This window comes from Janibacter limosus NBRC 16128 (assembly GCF_001570985.1).
Lineage (GTDB): Bacteria > Actinomycetota > Actinomycetes > Actinomycetales > Dermatophilaceae > Janibacter > Janibacter limosus.
Window position 1 is genome coordinate 25,487 of the sequence record NZ_BCSS01000028.1, and the last position, 18,607, is coordinate 44,093.

Here is an 18,607-nt window from a genome sequence, read left to right on the forward strand (position 1 = left end):
GAAGCGCTTCGCCAAGTGCACGTCGTACCCGCAAGTAGCTTTCGCCGAGACGGGAGGTCAGCGGTTCTTGCGGTGGGCGGACGTGACCCGAGGGTTTCGCAGGAGCGCTCTCGGCACATGACGCAGCACCCCGACGAGCGCCTTGTACTGCGGGCTGGGCACGGAGACGACGCGTCCGCGCTCGGAGTCGGCGAGGGCCTGCGCGACGAGGTCGGTCGGGTCCAGCCAGAAGGGCCCGGACTGCTCCCCCTTGTCGATGCCGGCGCGCTCGTGGAACTCGGTGCGCACGAAGCCGGGGCAGAGCACCGTCGCGTGCACTCCCTTCGGTCCGAGCTGGCCGGCAAGTGACTCCGTGAAGACGGTGACCCAGGACTTCGCGGCGGAGTACGTGCCGCTCGTGATGAAGCCGGCCACGGACGAGACATTGATGATCCGCCCGCTCCCCCGCGCCACCATCGCGCCCGCCGCCGCGTGGCTGAGCACGAGGACCGCACGCACGAGCACGTCGAGCAGCCGCTCCTCGTCCTCCACGGTCGTGTCGACGAAGGCCGACCCCAGCCCGTAGCCCGCGTTGTTGACGAGCAGGTCGACGGGACGGGCAGGGTCGCGCAGCCGCTCGGCCACCCGCTCCAGCGCCGTCCGGTCGGACAGGTCGGCGGAGATGACCTCGACGGCCACGCCGTGCGCGGCGGTCAGCTCGGCGGCCAGCGCGTCGAGACGAGCAGTGTCGCGGGCGACGAGGACGAGGTCGTCCCCCTGCGTCGCGAGCTGGACGGCGAACTCGCGGCCGATACCGGCGGTCGCTCCGGTGACGAGTGCGGTGCTCATGCGCCGAGGGTGCGGGCGAAGAGCGCTTCGAGCTCGACGAAGTGCCGCTCTGCGCCGGCTTCCTGATAGCTCGACGTGTCGCTCATCGTGTAGCCGTGCGGCGCGTCCGGGTAGATCGCGGCCTGTGCCTCGAGCCCGTGCTTGGCGAGGGCGCTGTCGAGGAGCGCGACGGCCTCCGGCGGCATCGTGCGGTCCTGGTCGGCGTGGCCGTAGACGAAGGCCGCCCGCGCGCTGCCCAGCGAGAGGTGCGCGCTGTCGGGCCCGTCCGTGGCGATCTGTGCGCCGTGGAACCCTCCGCAGGCGGCGATGCTCGGGTCGACGCACGCGGCGAGGGTCGCGTGCTTGGCCCCCATGCAGTAGCCGGTGGTCCCGATCGGTCCGTCGGCGACACCGGGCAGTGCACGCAACGCAGCGACGAAGGGGGCGACGTCCGCCTCGGTCCGCTCCCGGGTCAGCGTGCCGACGCGCGGGATGCTCTGCTGCCCGTAGGCGGCCCGCTGCTCCGGATCGGTGAGGTCCATGCCCGCCGGCGGGGACATCTCGGCGGCCGTGCCGAGGCGGTAGAAGGTGTTGGGTGCCAGGACGATGTAGCCCCACGAGGCGATGCGGTCGGCCATCTCCTCGATGCGCGGGCGCAGACCGATGGCGTCCATCCACAGCAGGACTCCGGGGTGGGTGCCGTCGTCGGGCCTGGCGACGATCGCCTCGGCTGGTCCGTCTGCGGCGGTGATGTCGATGAGGGGTCGCATGCTGCCCGACGCTACGACCTGTCAGCGGGCGTGGCTAGGGTGACGTCGTGCGTATCGCGACTTGGAATGTCAACTCCATCCGCTCCCGTGTGGACCGCGTCGAGGCGTGGCTGCAGCGCAGCGATGTCGACGTCCTGGCCATCCAGGAGACCAAGGCCAAGGAGGAGCAGTTCCCCCACGACCGCTTCACAGCCCTCGGCTACGAGGTGGCCCACCACGGCCTCAACCAGTGGAACGGCGTGGCGATCCTCTCCCGCGTCGGCCTGGAGGACGTGTCGATCGGCTTCGACGGCGATCCCGGCTTCGGTGACCCGGTCGCGCCGGAGGCCCGCTCGATCGGCGCGACCTGCGGCGGCGTGCGCGTCTGGTCCCTCTACGTGCCCAACGGCCGCAGCCTCGAGGACCCGCACATGGCCTACAAGCTCGCCTGGCTCGAGCAGCTCAAGCAACGTGCGCTCGAGTGGACGGCCAACGGCACGCCGACCGCGCTGTGCGGCGACTGGAATGTCGCGCCCCAGGACGGGGACGTCTGGTCGATGGAGTACTTCGCCGACAAGACCCACGTCTCGCCGCCGGAGCGCGCCGCCTTCAACGCCTTCCTCGAGTCAGGCTTCGTCGACGTCGTGCGCCCCCACACCCCCGGGCCGGGCACCTACACCTACTGGGACTACCAGCAGCTCGCCTTCCCCAAGAGGCGCGGCATGCGCATCGACTTCGTGCTCGGCTCGGCGTCCTTCGCCGACCGGGTGACCGGCGCGTCGATCGACCGCGAGGAGCGCAAGGGCAAGGGCGCCAGCGACCACGCCCCCGTCATCGTCGGCCTCGACGGCGACGCCGGTGACTCGCGGACCAACCTGTGAGCCCCCTCGCCCACCCCGCCCCGGGTGCCCGACGGACGGTCATCTCTCCCGACGGTGCCCGACTCGCGGTCTTCGAGCACCCGGCCCCGAGCGGCTCGGCGCAGGGACCGACCCTCGTCCTCGCCCACGGCTGGTGCGGCACCCACGAGGTGTGGGACCCGGTCGTGGTTGAGCTGCAGCAGCGCCGGCCCGATCTGCGGGTCGTCACCTATGACCAGCCCGGCCACGGCAGCTCCAGCTCCGGCCTCGACCGTGACGTGTCCCTGCTCGACCTCGGCGCTGCCCTGCGCGAGGTCGTCGCGGAGACGGTCCCGGAGGGCGATGTCGTCCTCGGCGGCCACTCGATGGGCGGGATGACGGTCATGGCCCTCGGCGAGGTCGACCCCGGCTTCGTCCACGACCGGGTGCGCGGCGCGGCCCTCGTCGGCACCGCCGCCCACCTGCCCGGCCGTCGGGGCGTGCCCGGCGAGGTGCTCGTCATGGGCCTGCTCGCCAAGGCACCCGCCTCCCTGCCGGGCCTGCCGACCACGGCTCGGCTGACCGCGGCCAACCTCTTCGGTGACGACCCGGACCCCGAGGCGGTGCGCGCCACCGCGCAGCAGACGAGCCGCACGCGGGCCAATGTCGTCGCGGACTGGTACCGGGCGATCATGCAGCTCGACCTGCGCGAGGCGGTCGTCCCTTTCGCGCAGGTGCGCACGGTGATCCTGACCGGCCGCAAGGACCGGCTCACGCCCGTCTCCGCGGGCCGGCGGCTGGCTGCGCTCGTCCCGAGCGCACAGTTCTGGATGGTGCCCGGTGTCGGGCACATGATCACCTACGAGGCGAGCTCCACGGTCGCCGACAAGATCGAGCTACTCCTCGACGCCGAACCCGCGGGCCAGCGAGCCTGAGCCCTCCCGGCGACGGACGCCGAGGAAGGCGAAGGCGACGAGAGCGCCCAGGAGCGCGGCACCGGCGGCACCGACGAAGACGGTGTGCACCTGCAGCAACGCGGCGTCGAGCAGGGCCTGACCGCTGGTCTGCTGCTCGCGCGGCAGCGCCTCGACGGCCTGGTAGTAGCGGTGCAGACCCACGCCGGTGAGCAGCGCGAGGCCGACGACCATGCCGACCATCCGCGCGACGACGACGAGGCTCGATGCCGTCCCGTGCGCGTGCTGCGGGGAGTCGGCGAGTGCGGCATCGTTGACCGGTGCGAGAGCCATGCCCAGACCGAAGCCGACGACCGCGAGCGTGATCGTCGAGGTCACCTCGGCGAGCGAGCCGCGGTCCCAGCCGGACATGACGACGAGCCCGCCGGTCGCCAGGAGCAGGCCCACCCCGGCCGCCAGTCCGTCGCCCACCCAGCGCAGGACCCAGCCGCCGACGAGGGCGCCGACGGGCACGGCGACCAGGAACTTCACCAGCTCCATCGCCGCATCCGTCTGCGACCCGGACGTGGTCAGTCGAGAAAACAGGGGCACGTCGACGACGACCGAGACGAGGGCGACGCCCACGAGCAGCGAAACGACCAACGCCCAGCCGGTCCGACCGCGGACGGTGCCCCGCGGCACGAGCGGCGATGCAGCCGTGTGGTGCCGCCAGGCATAGGCCAGCGCCGCGACGACTGCGACCGGCAGCAGGGCGTAGCCGAGCGGGCCGACGACCTCGGACTCCGGGTCGGCCGAGCTGAAGGTGAGCACGATGCACCCCAGTGCCGTGCCGAGCAGCAGAGCGCCGGGCAGGTCGCTCTCGCGCAGCGGCGGCCACCAGCGGCGGATCGTCAGCACGACGAGCAGCGCGGCGAGAGCGAGGGTCACCAGCCCGATCGGCGTGAGCAGCCGGCTGTCCCCGGCGAAGGGGACGAAGGGCAGCCCGAGGTAGACATCCGTCGCGAGCGAAGGGGGCGCCGCCAGCGCCAGCCAGAGCAGGCCGACGGTGAGCACCCCGAGCGCGGTGGTGACCACACGAGGACGGGGGCGGCCCTCCCCCCGGTCCCTGAGGAGGCCGCCCGCGGCCGTCTCGAAGGGGGCTCCGCGGGTGACGAGGGCGATCGCGAGGAAGAGCAGGATGCCGAGGACGACATTGAGCCAGAAGATCGCCCGCCAGTCGGCGACGACGAGCACAGCCGCGCCCAGCAGCGGACCGAGGACGGAGCCCAGCTCCTGGACGGCGCCCACGATGCCGAGAGGCATCCCGCGCCGCCCCGGCGGCCACAGGTCAGCAACGAGCGCGAGGGTCGCGGGGACCAGCCCGCCGCCACCGATGCCCTGGACGACGCGGCCCGCGACGAGGATGTCGAGGTCGACGGCCAGCGCGGTGATGCCGGAGCCGACGACGAAGACGACGAGGCACCCCAGCAGGATCCGCGAGCGCGAGATGACATCCGCCAGGCGACCGATGAGCGGCAGGACCGCGATGTAGCCGAGGAGGAACCCCGAGATGATCGGGGCCGCGCGTTGGAGGTTGTCCAGGCCGAGTCCGACGCCGCTCATCATGTCCGTGAGTGCGAGGACCACGACATAGGTGTCGGCCGCGGCGAGCGCGACCGCCGTCGAGGCGAGCGCGAGCAGGGTCCGGGGGTTGGTCCCGGTCATGGGGCCTTCCACGTCAGGTCGAGGGCTTGTCGATCGTGACGCTCTTGCCGTAGTCCTTGAGGGAGAGCGTGAAGGTGGTCTGCGCCTCCTTGTAGAAGTCACCCGTGATCTTCACCGAGCGCAGCTCGCCGCTGTCGGGCTCGATGCCGTAGGTGACGTCGAAGGTGTCCGCGCCCTCGCCGAGGTTGAAGAGGCGCTTGATGTCCGCCTTGGGGATCGTGCCCGTGTACTCCTGCAGGACGGTGTCGCCCGCACGCGTGCGCTCCCCCTCGGCCGCGTCGCTCGTGTGGGCGAGGATCTGGTCGACCCCGCTGCCGGTGCGGAAGAACTCGGCCGGGTTGGGGGCGCCGAGGTCGGCCATGTCGACCGGGTTGAAGTCCTTGGTGAAGAAGGACATCCAGGTGTCCTTGTCGATGGCGATGATCTCGACGCCCGCCGAGTTGCCGTCGATGACGCCCGTGACCTGGCCCTGGAACTTGGGGCTGGTCTTGTCGATGACGCCGGAGCCGTTGGCCGCGCTGACGCCGTTGCGCCCCTTGGGGATCGCCGACTGCTTGAGGTCGAACCCGACGCTGCCGGCGTCGACGAAGGTCGTGCGGGCGGTCTCGAGGGCCTCGGCCGGTGGATCGGCGTCCTCGAAGGCCGAGCACCCGGAGGCCAGACCCAGGGTCAGGGCGAGGGGCACGGCGGCAAGCAGTGAACGTCGTCGCATGTCGGCAAACCTAACCGCTGGCGGGCTCTTGGCGCTGCACCTGTGTTTTCGCCCTCAGGCGAGGATCGCCACGGCGCGCACCAGCGCATCGCGCGCGGGGGCAGCGTGGCCCGTCGTCGCGACCCGCAGCCCGGCGCTCGCGGCGACCCGCAGGACCTGGCCGCGCAGGTGGCGTCGCCTGCTGAAGGCGTGGGGCGCTCCCTTCGTCCCGTGGCGGTGGATCATCGCGGCGAGGGCGACCGCGTCCTCGAGCGCCTCGTTGGCCCCGCGACCGAGGTTGGGGCTCATCGCGTGGGCCGCGTCGCCGATGAGGACGAGCCCGTCGTCGGCGCTCGTGCGCAGACGGGGTGCGAGCAGGATCCGCTGGGTGTCGCCCTGCTCGCCGACGGCAGCGAGGATCTCGCGGGTCCGTGGGTCCCAGTCGGCGAAGTGGCCCCGGGCCAGTGCGAGGGCGTCGGCAGGGTCGAGCGTGGTCCCCCTGCCACCGCGGACAGCGCAGAACCACGCCGCCCCCTGCGGTCCGGGGGTCGTGCCGAAGAGACCGCCCGGCCCCCACCACTCCGTGGCCGTGTGCTCGGGCGGTCCGGGCAGGTGACCGCGCAGGGCGATCCAGTCGGTGATGACCGGCGCCGTCCCCGGCCAGGCGTGCTGACGCACGGCCGAGCGCACGCCGTCTGCGCCGACGACCAGGTCGGCGCCGAGCTGTGTGGCGAGTGCCCGCGGGTCCGTGACGAGCCGGGTCAGCCGCGTGACGCTGTCGGGCAGCGCACCCTCGAGCGCCGCGACCAGCTCGGACCGGGGGGTGAACCAGAGGGAGGGAGCGATGTCGTGCAACCCGCGGCCCGTAGCGTCGCGCAGGAGGGCACGGTCGGCGGGGAAGGAAGTCGAGCGCACCCGCTCCCCCACCCCGATCGCGTCGAGGGCGACCCGACCGCCACGCCACATGGCCAGCACCGTGCCGGCGCCGGCCCGCTCGGGCCGCTCCTCCACGAGGGTCACGCGCACCCGGCGAGGGTCGAGGGCGGCGGCGGTCGCCAGCCCGGCGACGCCACCACCGATCACCAGGACGTGCTCATGGGGTCTCACGGTCTCCACTGTGCCTGCTCGCACCAGCGTGGACGGGGACATCGCCGTCGGGCGGACGTCCCACACCACCCGAGGACGAGGACGACCAAACCTGAATCCGCATACAGGTTAGCCACCGTACGCATGCCCGAGGGGGCTAGGTTGACAGGCATGCACCTTCGCCTCTCCCCGCAAGACGCCGCATTCCAGCAGCGGATGCGTGCCTACTTCACCACCGAGTTCCCGCGAGAGCTGCGTCATGCGGCCGCCGCCGGGCAGCAGCTCACCCCGGAGGACATCCGCCGAAGCCAGTCGGTGCTCAACGATGCGGGGCTGGCGGTCCCGGCCTGGCCGACGTCGTGGGGCGGGCAGGACTGGAGCCCCCTTCGGATGCACATCTGGAACAGCGAGATGCGAGCGGCGGGCGTCCTGCCGCCGCTGCCCTTCAACACCTCGATGGTCGGGCCGGTGATCGCCGCCTTCGGCTCCGAGGAGCTCAAGGCCAGGTTCCTGCCCCAGACCGCCAGCCTCGAGATCTGGTGGTGCCAAGGGTTCTCGGAGCCGGACGCCGGCTCCGACCTGGCCTCGCTGCGCACCACGGCGGTGCGCGACGGTGACCACTACGTCGTCAACGGGCAAAAGATCTGGACGACCCTCGCCCAGCACGCCGACTGGATGTTCGCTCTCGTGCGCACCGACCCCGCCGCCCCCAGGAAGCAGGCAGGCATCTCCTTCCTCCTGCTCGACATGCGCAGCGAGGGCGTCACGACCCGCCCGATCCGCACCCTCGACGGTGATGTCGAGGTCAACGAGGTCTTCTTCGACGACGTGCGCGTGCCGGCGGACCAGCTGGTGGGCGAGGAGAACAAGGGCTGGGACTACGCCAAGTTCTTGCTCGGCAACGAGCGCGTCGGCGTCGCCGACACCGGCCTGATCAAGCTCTGGCTCACCGACCTCAAGGACCACGCCCGCCAGGTCCGAAGGGGGGATGGCACCCTGCTGGACGACCCCGCCGTCGCGGTCCGCTTCGCCGAGCTCGAGGCCGAGCTCATGGCGATCGAGCTGACGGCCGTGCGGGTCTCCGGCAGCTCCAGCGACGGCCGTCCGGACCCGGCCTCGTCCATCCTCAAGCTGTGCGGGTCCCAGCTGCAGCAGGACGTCCTCGAGCTGGCGATCGACGTCGCCGGCCCGATGGCACTGTCCTGGGAGCACCTCGAGGCGGTGCCGGGCTGGGCGAGCTCGAGCGTGCCGACCTACCTCAACTACCGCAAGGCCACGATCTACGGCGGATCCAGCGAGGTCCAGCGCAGCATCGTCGCGACGTCCATCCTCGGACTGAAGGGCTGACACCCATGGACTTCACCCCCACCGACGAGCAGCACGCACTCGCGCAGGCCGTCAGCGGCGCCCTGCGCCGCCACGGCTCCCCGGCGTCCACCCGGGGCGAGACGGCAGCCCCTCCCGCGCACGACGCGGCCCTGTGGCGGGCACTGGTCGACATCGGCGTCCCCGGCCTGGCCTGGCCGGAGGACGACGGCGGTGTCGGGGCCGGGTTCACCGACCTGGCCGTCGCCGCCACCGAGGTCGGACGGTCAGGGATGCAGGTCCCCCTCGCCGAGACCGTGGTCGCCGGCTCGCTCGTGCGGGCGCTGGCACCCGACGACCTGCGCCGAGAGGTCCTCGGCGGCCTCACCGACGGATCGCTCCTGCCCGTCCCCGCCCTCGCCGAACCGCTGCGGGCATGGTCCACGACGACGTCCGACGTCACGGCCACCTCGTCGGACCAGGGATGGACCGTGCGCGGGACGAAGGCCCCGGTGCGCTACGCACCTGCCGCCACCCACCTCGTGGTCACCGCCACCACCGATGACCAGCTGGCGCTCTTCGTCGTCGCGCAGCCCTCGGCCACGACCGAGGAAGTCGACCTCGACGACGAACCAGCGACCCTGCTCGCGCAGGGCGAGACGGCCGAGGTGGCATTGCGAGAGGCCCTCGCGATCGGCGGGGTCGTGCTGTGCGCCGAGGCGGTCGGTGCGATGGACGAGGCCCTGCGCCTGACGACGGACTACCTGCGCACCCGCACCCAGTTCGGCCGCCCACTGGCCAGCTTCCAGGCCCTCACCCACCGGGCGGCCGACATGTACGCCCGGCTCGAGCTGGCTCGCAGCGCGACCCTCTTCGCCGCGATGGTCGCCGACGAGCAGCCGCTGGACTCCGACGCCCTGCTGAGGGCACGAGTCGTCGTCGACTCCGCTGCCCGACTCGTCGGCCAGGAGGCCGTCCAGATGCACGGCGGCATCGGTGTCACCGCCGAGCACCCGGTTGGCCACCTGACCGCGCGGCTGACGTCGATCAGTCGCACCTGGGGAGATCGTCGCTCACGCCTGTCTGACCTGGGCACCCGCATCGCCGACCATCCCAACGTCCCGATCCTGCGTTGACCCGAGCGTGAAGGAGAAGCACATGAGTGCAGGACACGTCGATCCGAGCAGGGAGGCCTTCGACCAGTTCAAGTCCCTCCCCCGCGATGAGGCGATCCAGATGCTCAACCTCATCCGCTACCGCGAGATGGCCGACTATCCCGAGGGGCACGAGAACGCCGACCGGGGTTGGAGCGGGGCGCAGGCGTACCGGGAGTACAGCCGCACCACCACCCCGGTGCTCGAGCGGGTCGGCGGACGCGTCACTTGGAGCGGACGGCCACAGGTCACCCTCACCGGCCCTGCGGAGGAACGGTGGGATGCCGGGTTCGTCGTCGAGTACCCCTCCGCCGCGGCGTTCTTGAGCATGGTCACCGACGAGGAGTACCAGCAGGCCGTCATCAACCGCACCGCGGCCGTGGCGGACAGTCGCCTCATCCGCTTCGGCGTCCGTGAGGACGGCCCGGGCCTGCCCTGAGCCCACCTTGACGAACGCGGCGCGGCGTCCTCCCCCGCGGTGCGGGGGAGGACGCCGTGGTGCGGTGGCCCTCAACGAACGGCGAGGCCGCCCCCTTCGACATCGACGTCCACGACGACCGTCGTACCGTCCCGCACGTCGCCGGACAGCAGGCCTGTGGCCAGCCGGTCACCGATCTCCTTCTGCACCAGGCGGCGCAGCGGTCGGGCACCGTAGGCCGGGTCGTAGCCGGTGTCGGCCAGCCACTGTCGAGCGGCCGGCGTGACCTCGAGGTCGATCCGGCGGTCGGCCAGTCGGCTACCGAGCTCGCGCACCTGCAGCTCGACGATGTGGCCGAGCTCGTCACGGCTGAGCGCGTCGAAGATGACGATCTCGTCCAACCGGTTGAGGAACTCCGGCTTGAAGGCCTGGCGCACGACCCCCATGACCGACTCGCGGCGAGCCTCCGCCTCGATCAGCGGGTCCGTGAGGAACTGGCTGCCGAGGTTGGAGGTCATCACGAGGATGACATTGCGGAAGTCGACCGTGCGGCCCTGACCGTCGGTCAGGCGACCATCGTCGAGGACCTGCAGCAGGATGTCGAAGGTCTCCGGGTGTGCCTTCTCCACCTCGTCGAGCAGGACGACCGAGTACGGCCGACGGCGCACGGCCTCGGTGAGCTGACCGCCCTCCTCGTAACCGACATAGCCCGGAGGCGCACCGATGAGGCGCGCGACCGCGTGCCGCTCGGCGTACTCCGACATGTCGATGCGCACCATCGCCTTCTCGTCGTCGAAGAGGAAGTCGGCCAGGGACTTGGCCAGCTCCGTCTTGCCGACACCGGTGGGCCCGAGGAAGAGGAAGGAGCCCGTCGGCCGGTTGGGGTCGGCGATGCCGGCCCGCGAGCGGCGCACCGCGTCGGAGACCGCACGCACGGCGTCGGTCTGACCGATGAGACGCGAGCCGATGATCGACTCCATGCTCAGCAGCTTTTCGGACTCGCCCTGCAGCAGACGCCCGGCGGGGATGCCGGTCCACGCCGAGATGACCTCGGCGATGTCGTCGGCACCGACGCGCTCCTTGACCATCAGGTCGGTGTCGTCGCGGGCCGCCTCGGCCTCGCTGGCCTGCGCCAGCTGACCCTCAAGCGTCGGGATCTCGCCGTAGAGCAGGCGCGAGGCGCCCTCGTAGTCACCGTCGCGCTGCAGTCGATCGGCCTGCGTGCGCAGGTCGTCCAGCCGAGCCTTGAGGTCACCGACCGCGTTGAGGCCCGTCTTCTCCGACTCCCAGCGGGCGGTGAGGCCGGCCAGCTCCTCGGACTTGTCCGCGAGGTCCTTGCGCAGCCGCTCCAGCCGGTCCCTGGAGGCGTCGTCGGTCTCCCGAGCCAGGTGCAGCTCCTCCATCTTGAGCCGGTCGACGGCGCGCTGCAGCTCGTCGATCTCGACGGGGCTGGAGTCGATCTCCATCCGCAGACGCGACGCGGCCTCGTCGACCAGGTCGATCGCCTTGTCGGGCAGCTGACGCCCGGTGATGTAGCGGTCCGACAGGGACGCGGCAGCCACGAGCGCGGAGTCCTCGATGGCCACCTTGTGGTGGGCCTCGTAGCGCTCCTTGAGCCCGCGCAGGATCGCGATCGAGTCCTCGACGCTCGGCTCACCGACGAAGACTTGCTGGAAACGACGCTCCAGCGCCGGGTCCTTCTCGATGTGCTCGCGGAACTCGTCGAGCGTCGTCGCGCCGACCAGCCGCAGCTCACCGCGGGCGAGCATCGGCTTGAGCATGTTGCCGGCGTCCATCGCGCCCTCACCGGAGGCACCCGCACCCACGACGGTGTGGAGCTCGTCGATGAAGGTGACGACCTCCCCTTCGCTGGACTTGATCTCCTCGAGGACCGCCTTGAGACGCTCCTCGAACTCGCCGCGGTACTTGGCCCCGGCGACCATCGCCCCGAGGTCGAGGCTCACGAGGCGCTTGCCGCGCAGTGACTCCGGCACGTCGCCGGAGACGATCCGCTGGGCCAGGCCCTCGACGACGGCGGTCTTGCCGACGCCGGGCTCGCCGATGAGGACGGGGTTGTTCTTGGTCCGGCGCGAGAGCACCTGGACGACTCGACGGATCTCGGCATCGCGGCCGATGACCGGGTCGAGCTTGCCGTCGCGGGCCATCGCGGTGAGGTCGGTGCCGTACTGCTCCAGGGCCTCGCCCCCCTCGGCCGGGGTCTCCGAGGTGACCTTGCGGCCGGCCCGCAGCTCCTCGACCTTGGTCTCCATGTCAGTGGCTCCGCGCTTCTCGACGGCGGCGAGGTGGCCGGTCTCGGCGAGGGCCAGCAGGAGCAGGTCGAGGGCGAGGAAGTCGTCCCCCTTGGACCGCATGAGCGTGTCCGCCTGCTGGAGGACGGCGAGCAGCTCACGGCCGAGCGTTGGGGGCTGCGCCGCACCGCTCGTGGTGGGCTGGGACGCGACCTGCGCGTCCGCCTGGGCGAGGACGTGCGGCGCCCCCGTCCCGGCGGCCTGCAGCAGCGTGTCGCACTGCGGGGTGTCGAGCTGCACGAGGGCGCTCACGAGGTGCGCCGGAGTGACCTCGGGGTGGCCCTGGGTCTGGGCGGAACGCTGGGCCAGGGCAAGCGCCTCGGCCACCTTGGTGGTGGGCTTGAAGTCCATGGGTCTCCTTCGCGACTGACAACGGGTTCGTTGTCCGGTCCAACCGCGTCAGAGTTGAGTGTATTCCGCTCAACCCTGGGGAGTCGTGGCGTCGGGTCAGCAGCTCGAGGTGATGTCGCTCAGCTCGTCCTCGTTGGTCGTGGTCGAGCTCGACGTGGGCGGCGTCGTCGTGCTGGAGGTCGTCTTCTTCGACGTCGAGGAACTCGTGCTGGGCGTCGGCTCGGGCGGGTGGATCGCGTCGTCGACCATCGCGTGGATCTTGGCGTAGTCAGGCCGGTTGACGTTGATGTTGTTGTTGGTCAGCGGCAGCGACTTGATGGTGCCGCCCTCCTGGATGCGCAGGACCAACTCGGCCCAGGCCTTGAGGTCCTGCTGCGGGATGTCGACGGTGACATTGTCCTGCAGGGTCTTGGCCAGCGCCGGGTAGCGCACGAGCATCGAGGTGGGGTTGACCTGGTTGAGCAGCGCTCCGACCATGCACCGCTGCCGCCGCATCCGGGAGAAGTCGCCGTCCTGGGAGTCGGCGCGGGAGCGCGAGTACCAGAGGGCGTGATACCCGTCGAGCTCCTGGACCCCCGGCTCGATGTAGCCGGTGGTGCCGACGACGACGCCGCCTTCGATCTTGCAGCCGATGCAAACCCGCTTCTTGACGTCGACCGTCACCCCGCCCATCGCGTCGACGAGCTGGGTGAAGCCCTCGAGGTTGATGACGGTCGTGTAGTCGATGTGCAGCCCGAGGATCTGCGATGCCGCGTCCTTGGTCGCGACGAGCCCCGGGTTGACGTCGGGCGGAAAGAGGTCGGCGTTGTCCCGACCCAGGGTCCAGACGTACTCCATGAGGCACTCGTCGCCGCAGTTGTAGCCGTCGGGGTACTTCTGCGACAGCGGGTTGTCGGCGGAGAAGGGGATGTTCTGCAGGTTGCGCGGGATCCCGAAGAGGACCGTCTCCCCGGTCTGGGTGTCGATGCTGGCGACCATGAGCGAGTCGGGTCGGATGCCGTCCCGGTCCGCGCCTGCGTCGGAGCCCACGAGCATGATGTTGACCCGGTCGGTGCCGGCCCACGGGTCCTCACCCTCGCCCGGCGCGGTGGCGCCGTCCGGGCGGAACTGGTCGAAGACGCTGCCGATGAGCGAGCGCTGGATGACGGCGTAGCGCACCGACTGCGCAGCCGGCGCGAAGACCAGCAGCGCAGCCAACGCGGCGAAGACCACCATCGCGATCTTGGGTCGGCCGCTCGTCCCCTCGGGCAGGTTGTCCCGGGCGGTCGCGATGACGCCCCAGATCCACACGATCGCCCCGATGACGACGACCGGGATGAGGATCATCAGGGCCCGGCGGCTCACGCCGACGCTGATGGCCGAGGAGGTCAGTCCCTTCGCCAGTGCATAGCCGAGGACAGCCAGGACGGTCAGGACGAAGCCACCGAGGATGATCGAGCCGGTCCGGCGCCGGCTCGGGATGAGCCCCAGCCCGGGCATCAGCGTGCTGGCTGCCGTCAGGGCGTAGTAGCGACGGCTCTGGCGCGCCTTGCGGCGGGAGTTGAGTCCGCGCTCGCCGAGGCCACGCGGGCGCTCAGGGGTCTCGCTCTGGGCCACAGGTGCCAACTTCCGATCTCGGGTACCCGTGGACGGACGGTGGCATCCCTGGGCTCTTTGTTCACGACATCGTGACACAAAAGTGACCCTCCTCCACAAACTGTCGAAGGGGCCCGCCGCCCCGTGCCATCTCGTGGCTCAGGGCCTCGGTTCCGGGTCGTACCAGCCGTCGTGCTCCTCGGCGAGCGCGGCAAAGCGCTCCCGCAGACCGTGGGCCACGGCACCTGACTCGTCGGCGACCATCGCCTCACGCACGTGGACGGCCCAGTCGTGGTCGTCGCTGTCGTCCTCGCCGGCCAACGCCTCCCGGACGACACGGACCTGCGTGAAGCCCTCGTCGCGGAGGTCGTCAGCGATGCGGTCAGCGTCGTCACGGTCGGGGAAAACCATCAGGTGCTCGGACATGTCGCCAGCCTGTCACGGCGACGGGGGTGGACAACAGCCGTGAGGCGTGGTGTCGTCGAAGGCATGGCACAGGAACACACAGTCACTGTCCAGCGCACCATCGACGCGTCCGCCAAGGACGTCTTCGAGGTGCTCACCAATCCCGAGCGGCACGCCGAGCTCGACGGGTCCGGGTTCGTCCGATCGGACGAGAAGAGCGACCGCATCCAAGCGGTCGGCGATGTCTTCACGATGAACATGACCGGCGACCACATGGGCGGCGAGTACCAGACGGACAACCACGTCACGGCCTTCGACCCCAACAAGATGGTCGGGTGGAAGACGGCACCCGCTGGTACCGAGCCCCCCGGGTGGGAGTGGCTGTGGGAGCTCGAGCCGCAGGGCTCCGACAGCACCCTCGTCACGCACACCTACGACTGGAGCGGCGTCACCGACAAGGCCCTCCTCGACAAGATCGGCTTCCCGCTCGTCACGCAGGACCAACTCGAGGAGACGCTGGGTCGGCTCGCAGCGGCCGTGAGCAGCTGACGCGACGCGCTTCCTCCCGCGCGGCGGCGTCACCCGGCATGATCGACACATGCCACTCGACGTCGCCGCGCTCCGCTCCCGCTTTCCCTCGCTGACCTCCGGGATCGCCCACTTCGACGGGCCGGGCGGGACACAGACACCGGCCGAGGTCGGCCAGGCGATCGCCGCCACGCTCACCGGGCCCCTGTCCAACCGCGGCTCCTCGGTCGCGAGTGACCGCAACGCCGAGAGCGCAGTCGCCGGGTTTCGCTCGGCGATCGCCGACCTGCTCGGCGCGCAGCCGAGCGGGATCGTCTACGGCCGCAGCGCCACCCAGCTCACCTACGACATCTCCCGGACGCTGGCGAAGGGGTGGGGGCCGGGTGACGAGATCGTCCTCACCGAGCTCGACCACGACTGCAATGTCCGGCCGTGGGTGCAGGCGGCGCAGGCCGTCGGTGCGACCGTCCGGTGGCTGCGGCTCGACCCCGCCAGCGCCGACCTCGACCTGAGCGACCTCGACGAGGTCGTCGGCGAACGTACCCGCCTGGTCGCCGTGACCGGCGCGTCCAACCTGCTGGGGACGATGCCGCCCGTCGCCCGGATCGCCGCACGGGCCCACGCCGTCGGCGCGCTGGTCCACGTCGACGGGGTTCACCTCACGGCCCACTCGCACATCGACATCGCCGCGATGGGCGCCGACCTCTTCGTGTGCTCGCCGTACAAGTTCTTCGGTCCGCACTGTGCGGCCCTGGCCGCTGACCCCGCGCTGCTGGAGACACTGCACCCGGACAAGCTGCTGCCGTCGACCGATGACGTCCCGGAACGCTTCGAGCTCGGGACGCTGCCCTACGAGATCATGGCCGGCGCGACGGCCGCGGTCGACGTCATCGCGTCACTGGCCCCGGGCGAGGGCACCCGCCGGGAACGACTCGCTCTGGCGCACGCCCTCGTCCACGAGCACGAGCTCGCCCTGCGCCAGCGGATCGAAGGGGGCCTGGCCGACCTCGGCGAGCGGGTCACCCTGTACTCACGGGCGCAGCAGCGCACGCCGACCCTCTTCTTCACCTTCGCCGACCGGGACGCGCGCGAGGCCGCGGCCTACCTCGCCGAGCGCGATGTCCTCGCGCCGGCCGGCACCTTTTATGCGCACGAGCCCTTCCGCGCCCTGGCACCCGGGGTCGACCTCGGGATGCGGGTCGGCGCGGCGCCCTACACCGACGACTCGGACGTCGACCGCCTGCTGACGGGACTCACGGACTTCGTCGCTCGCTGACCCGTCGAGCCCAGCTGACGTCAGCGGGGGTCGCGGCCGGTGAGCGCCAGCACCTGGTCCTGACGTGAGGCGTCGGGGCCCAACTCGACCGCTGGGCCGCAGACGCCGTCGCTGCGGATGGCGTCACCGAAGCCGGCGATGGCGGTCTCGGCCTGATCGAGCTCACGCTCGGAGAAGTCCACGTCGACACCGGCGGCCTGACCGATGTCCCAGCGGTGCACGATCAGGTCGAAGCCGAAGAACTGGTCGAAGGCTCCACCCACCGTGCTCGTGCCGAAGGGGGTCTCGTAGGCCCGCTCCGCCAGGGTGTCGTCGGCCAGCTGGCGAGCGACGCCCTCGGCGTGCGTGCGCCATGCGGTCGCGGGACCCAGCGCGGCAACCGTCGGCGCGGGATCGGGCAGGTCCGCGCCGGCCTTGAGGAGGAAGTCACGCTGGGTGTCGATGAGGTGCTGGACGACATCGAGCCCCGACCAGCCCTCGCACGGGCTCTCGCCCTCGAGCGCGCGAGGGTCGGTCGCGTCGATCAGGCGCATGAGCGGAGTGTTCTTGCGGTCGAAGACGGAGGCGGCATCGCGAGGAAGGGGCATGGGGACAGCCTGCCAGCGCCCTGCGACAACCGCCACGACATTCCCCCTTCGTCCAGCGGGTGAACTCCCGACGGCGACTGGGCGAAGGGAGCGCACCACCCCTTGATCCGGCCCCCGCAGCCAGCGAGCATGACGACGACATGAGTGGGCTCTTCGTCGCCATCGGCGACTCCTTCACCGAAGGCGTGGGCGACCCGAACCTGCACTACCCCAACCAGGTTCGCGGTTGGGCGGATCGGTTGGCACGGCAGCTGGGGCGGGCCGATCCGACGTGGCGCTATGCCAACTTCGCCATCCGCAGCAAGTTCCTCGACCAGGTCGTGGTCGACCAGCTGGAGCCGGCACTCGCGCTCGGCCCGACCCACATCTCCTTCTGCGCCGGGGGCAATGACCTGCTCTCGCTGCGCGCGGATGTCGACGGCATCGCCGAGCGCTACGAGCAGGCGCTGCTGCACCTCGTGGGGTCCGGCGCGGAAGTCATCGCCTTCACGACCTTCGTCCCCCGGGCGAGCGGGCTGCTCAAGCCGTTGATCCGCAGGGTCGATGCCTTCAACGGCGCCATCCGCGACCTCGCCGTCACGCATGACGTGACCCTCGTCGACCACGACGCGATGCGCGAGTTCGACGACAAGGGCCTGTGGTCGCTCGACCGGATCCACATGGCCAGAGCCGGCCACAAGCGGATGGCTGCCGAGGTGGCCCTGGCGCTCGGCGTGCCGCACACGCTCAAGCTGAGCGACCTCGTGCCGCCCGACCGTCCCGGGTGGCGGCACGCGATGCGCACCGAGGCGCAGTTCATCCGCGACGAGGTGCTCCCGCTGGTCCGGCGGCGGCTGCGCGGCGCCTACGAAGGCGACACCACCCGCCCCAAGTGGCCCGAGCCGATCCATCCGGTCGACGGGATGAAGCGCCTGGCTGCCGAGCAGGCCGCGGTCGAGCGGCGGCTGCGTGACTGGGGCGAGGTGCTCGAGCGGGTGTGACGGGCTCCCCGTGCTCAGGCGCCCTCAGGCCGGAAGAGCTCCTCGATCGCGCAGCCGAAGGTCGCCGCGATGCGGAAGGCCAGCGGCAGGCTCGGGTCGAAGCGTCCCCGCTCGATGGAGATGACGGTCTGCCGCGAGACCCCGAGCTCCTCAGCCAGCCGTGCCTGCGACCAGCCCAGCTGTGCGCGGCGATCGGCGAGATCGTTGTCCATCAGCACTCGCGACGGGAGATGACTGCGTATCTGAGCACGGCGTCGATGCCAGCCCCCGCGAGGACCGCCAGCAGGACCAGCCCGCCGGGGACCTCGAGGTCGAGGACCGAGGTCAAGGTGAGCGCGAGTCCGGTGGCGACGACGAGATCGACGAAAGCACCCGAGCAGGCACGCTCCACCCATCGCGCCTCGACGCTGTCCTCCACGTGCGGGTCGGGTTGCACGGTGTGGCCCGAGACGAAGATCAGCCAGCCCAGGGCGATCGCGGGACCGAGCGTGCAGACGGCGAAGACGGTTGCGACGAGCCAGAACTCGTCGCTGCGCACCCATCCGGCCACAGCCCCTGCGGTGACAGCGACGGCGAGCGTGAAGAGCCCTGCCTTGGCATAGGCCTCCGGCGGAGCCGTGGGTCTAGTGGTCGTGGTCACGTCATCCCCTGTAGTCAAGCGTGCTTTACAGGTGACAGTAAAGCACGCTTGTCAGCGCCGGGACGCGCTCACCCGTGCGCAGCACAGCGTCCCCTCCCGACGACTCAGGTCGTGACTCGGGCGGTGCATTGATCCACGACGTGAGTCACGGCCGGGGGCGCGCCGGCACAGATGGGCCCTCACGCGAAGCGCACCGGGGTCAGTCAGCGGCGAGCGCGCGGCTCCCACACCACGAGCGCCTGCCCGCCGGTGCGGGGGCGCGGGCGCTGGCCGTGGCGCAGCGCGACGA

At 71.1% G+C, this 18,607-nt stretch carries 19 protein-coding genes; 8 read left to right on the forward strand and 11 right to left on the reverse strand.

Annotated features, from left to right (window positions below; all coding sequences use genetic code 11):
• Positions 1 to 57: 57 nt before the first annotated feature.
• Together JLI01S_RS11195 and JLI01S_RS11200 are read right to left on the reverse strand one after the other, a co-directional pair.
• Positions 58 to 828 (reverse strand): SDR family NAD(P)-dependent oxidoreductase, encoded by a 771-nt coding sequence (locus JLI01S_RS11195; protein WP_068264508.1) that lies wholly within the window; start codon positions 826 to 828, stop codon positions 58 to 60.
• Complete coding sequence (locus JLI01S_RS11200; RefSeq protein ID WP_068264510.1) at positions 825 to 1,577, reverse strand: dienelactone hydrolase family protein; 753 nt, start codon at positions 1,575 to 1,577, stop codon at positions 825 to 827. Before JLI01S_RS11200 ends, JLI01S_RS11195 begins: the two co-directional genes overlap by 4 nt.
• Before the next feature lie 47 nt (positions 1,578 to 1,624).
• On the opposite strand from JLI01S_RS11200, the gene JLI01S_RS11205 reads away from it, so the two are divergent.
• Both JLI01S_RS11205 and JLI01S_RS11210 read left to right on the forward strand, forming a co-directional pair.
• Complete coding sequence (locus JLI01S_RS11205) at positions 1,625 to 2,437, forward strand: exodeoxyribonuclease III (protein ID WP_068264511.1); 813 nt, start codon at positions 1,625 to 1,627, stop codon at positions 2,435 to 2,437.
• The gene (locus JLI01S_RS11210) at positions 2,434 to 3,330 is read left to right on the forward strand and encodes an alpha/beta fold hydrolase (RefSeq protein WP_068264513.1); all 897 of its coding nucleotides are present in this window, start codon (positions 2,434 to 2,436) and stop codon (positions 3,328 to 3,330) included. The genes JLI01S_RS11205 and JLI01S_RS11210 overlap by 4 nt, the downstream gene beginning before the upstream one ends.
• Here JLI01S_RS11210 and JLI01S_RS11215 read toward each other — a convergent pair.
• From JLI01S_RS11215 to JLI01S_RS11225, 3 genes are read right to left on the reverse strand one after another with little or no spacing between them, the layout of a single operon-like run.
• Positions 3,292 to 5,013 (reverse strand): MFS transporter, encoded by a 1,722-nt coding sequence (locus JLI01S_RS11215; protein ID WP_068264549.1) that lies wholly within the window; start codon positions 5,011 to 5,013, stop codon positions 3,292 to 3,294. The genes JLI01S_RS11210 and JLI01S_RS11215 overlap by 39 nt on opposite strands.
• Positions 5,014 to 5,026: 13 nt before the next feature.
• A complete protein-coding gene (locus JLI01S_RS11220) occupies positions 5,027 to 5,725 on the reverse strand; it encodes an LppX_LprAFG lipoprotein (protein ID WP_084349376.1) in 699 nt (232 codons plus the stop codon).
• 54 nt (positions 5,726 to 5,779) lie between these two features.
• Positions 5,780 to 6,811: an FAD-dependent oxidoreductase gene (locus JLI01S_RS11225; RefSeq protein ID WP_169797321.1), complete on the reverse strand. Its 1,032-nt coding sequence runs from the start codon at positions 6,809 to 6,811 to the stop codon at positions 5,780 to 5,782.
• Positions 6,812 to 6,961: 150 nt separating this feature from the next.
• Here JLI01S_RS11225 and JLI01S_RS11230 point away from each other — a divergent pair, with 150 nt between their 5' ends.
• From JLI01S_RS11230 to JLI01S_RS11240, 3 genes are read left to right on the forward strand one after another with little or no spacing between them, the layout of a single operon-like run.
• Positions 6,962 to 8,137, forward strand: a complete 1,176-nt coding sequence (locus JLI01S_RS11230) for an acyl-CoA dehydrogenase family protein (protein ID WP_068264517.1) — start codon at positions 6,962 to 6,964, stop codon at positions 8,135 to 8,137.
• A 5-nt stretch (positions 8,138 to 8,142) separates the two neighbouring features.
• Positions 8,143 to 9,231, forward strand: coding sequence for an acyl-CoA dehydrogenase family protein (locus tag JLI01S_RS11235; RefSeq protein WP_068264519.1), 1,089 nt, complete (start codon positions 8,143 to 8,145; stop codon positions 9,229 to 9,231).
• Between the two features lie 22 nt (positions 9,232 to 9,253).
• Entirely contained in the window at positions 9,254 to 9,688 is a 435-nt protein-coding gene (locus tag JLI01S_RS11240) for a DUF1330 domain-containing protein (protein ID WP_068264521.1), read from the forward strand.
• 71 nt (positions 9,689 to 9,759) lie between these two features.
• Here JLI01S_RS11240 and clpB read toward each other — a convergent pair whose 3' ends face one another.
• The 3 genes from clpB to JLI01S_RS11255 form a co-directional block, all read right to left on the reverse strand.
• Entirely contained in the window at positions 9,760 to 12,327 is a 2,568-nt protein-coding gene (gene clpB, locus JLI01S_RS11245) for an ATP-dependent chaperone ClpB (RefSeq protein ID WP_068264527.1), read from the reverse strand.
• Positions 12,328 to 12,423: 96 nt separating this feature from the next.
• Positions 12,424 to 13,923: an LCP family protein gene (locus JLI01S_RS11250; protein ID WP_068264530.1), complete on the reverse strand. Its 1,500-nt coding sequence runs from the start codon at positions 13,921 to 13,923 to the stop codon at positions 12,424 to 12,426.
• Between the two features lie 138 nt (positions 13,924 to 14,061).
• Positions 14,062 to 14,328 carry a ribonuclease E inhibitor RraB gene (locus JLI01S_RS11255; protein ID WP_068264532.1) on the reverse strand — a complete coding sequence of 89 codons (267 nt, stop codon included), beginning with the start codon at positions 14,326 to 14,328 and terminating at the stop codon, positions 14,062 to 14,064.
• A 63-nt stretch (positions 14,329 to 14,391) separates the two neighbouring features.
• Here JLI01S_RS11255 and JLI01S_RS11260 point away from each other — a divergent pair, with 63 nt between their 5' ends.
• Positions 14,392 to 14,856 carry an SRPBCC family protein gene (locus JLI01S_RS11260; RefSeq protein WP_068264553.1) on the forward strand — a complete coding sequence of 155 codons (465 nt, stop codon included), beginning with the start codon at positions 14,392 to 14,394 and terminating at the stop codon, positions 14,854 to 14,856.
• Positions 14,857 to 14,905: 49 nt separating this feature from the next.
• Complete coding sequence (locus JLI01S_RS11265; protein WP_068264534.1) at positions 14,906 to 16,111, forward strand: cysteine desulfurase-like protein; 1,206 nt, start codon at positions 14,906 to 14,908, stop codon at positions 16,109 to 16,111.
• A 20-nt stretch (positions 16,112 to 16,131) separates the two neighbouring features.
• Here the strand turns inward: JLI01S_RS11265 and JLI01S_RS11270 are convergent, their stop codons facing one another.
• The gene (locus tag JLI01S_RS11270; protein ID WP_068264535.1) at positions 16,132 to 16,698 is read right to left on the reverse strand and encodes a maleylpyruvate isomerase family mycothiol-dependent enzyme; all 567 of its coding nucleotides are present in this window, start codon (positions 16,696 to 16,698) and stop codon (positions 16,132 to 16,134) included.
• 140 nt (positions 16,699 to 16,838) lie between these two features.
• Here JLI01S_RS11270 and JLI01S_RS11275 point away from each other — a divergent pair, with 140 nt between their 5' ends.
• Positions 16,839 to 17,678, forward strand: a complete 840-nt coding sequence (locus tag JLI01S_RS11275) for an SGNH/GDSL hydrolase family protein (protein WP_068264537.1) — start codon at positions 16,839 to 16,841, stop codon at positions 17,676 to 17,678.
• Between the two features lie 14 nt (positions 17,679 to 17,692).
• Here JLI01S_RS11275 and JLI01S_RS11280 read toward each other — a convergent pair whose 3' ends face one another.
• Entirely contained in the window at positions 17,693 to 17,890 is a 198-nt protein-coding gene (locus JLI01S_RS11280) for a helix-turn-helix transcriptional regulator (RefSeq protein WP_068264539.1), read from the reverse strand.
• Positions 17,890 to 18,318, reverse strand: coding sequence for a hypothetical protein (locus JLI01S_RS11285; protein WP_068264541.1), 429 nt, complete (start codon positions 18,316 to 18,318; stop codon positions 17,890 to 17,892). The genes JLI01S_RS11280 and JLI01S_RS11285 overlap by 1 nt, the downstream gene beginning before the upstream one ends.
• Between the last annotated feature and the right edge of the window lie 289 nt (positions 18,319 to 18,607).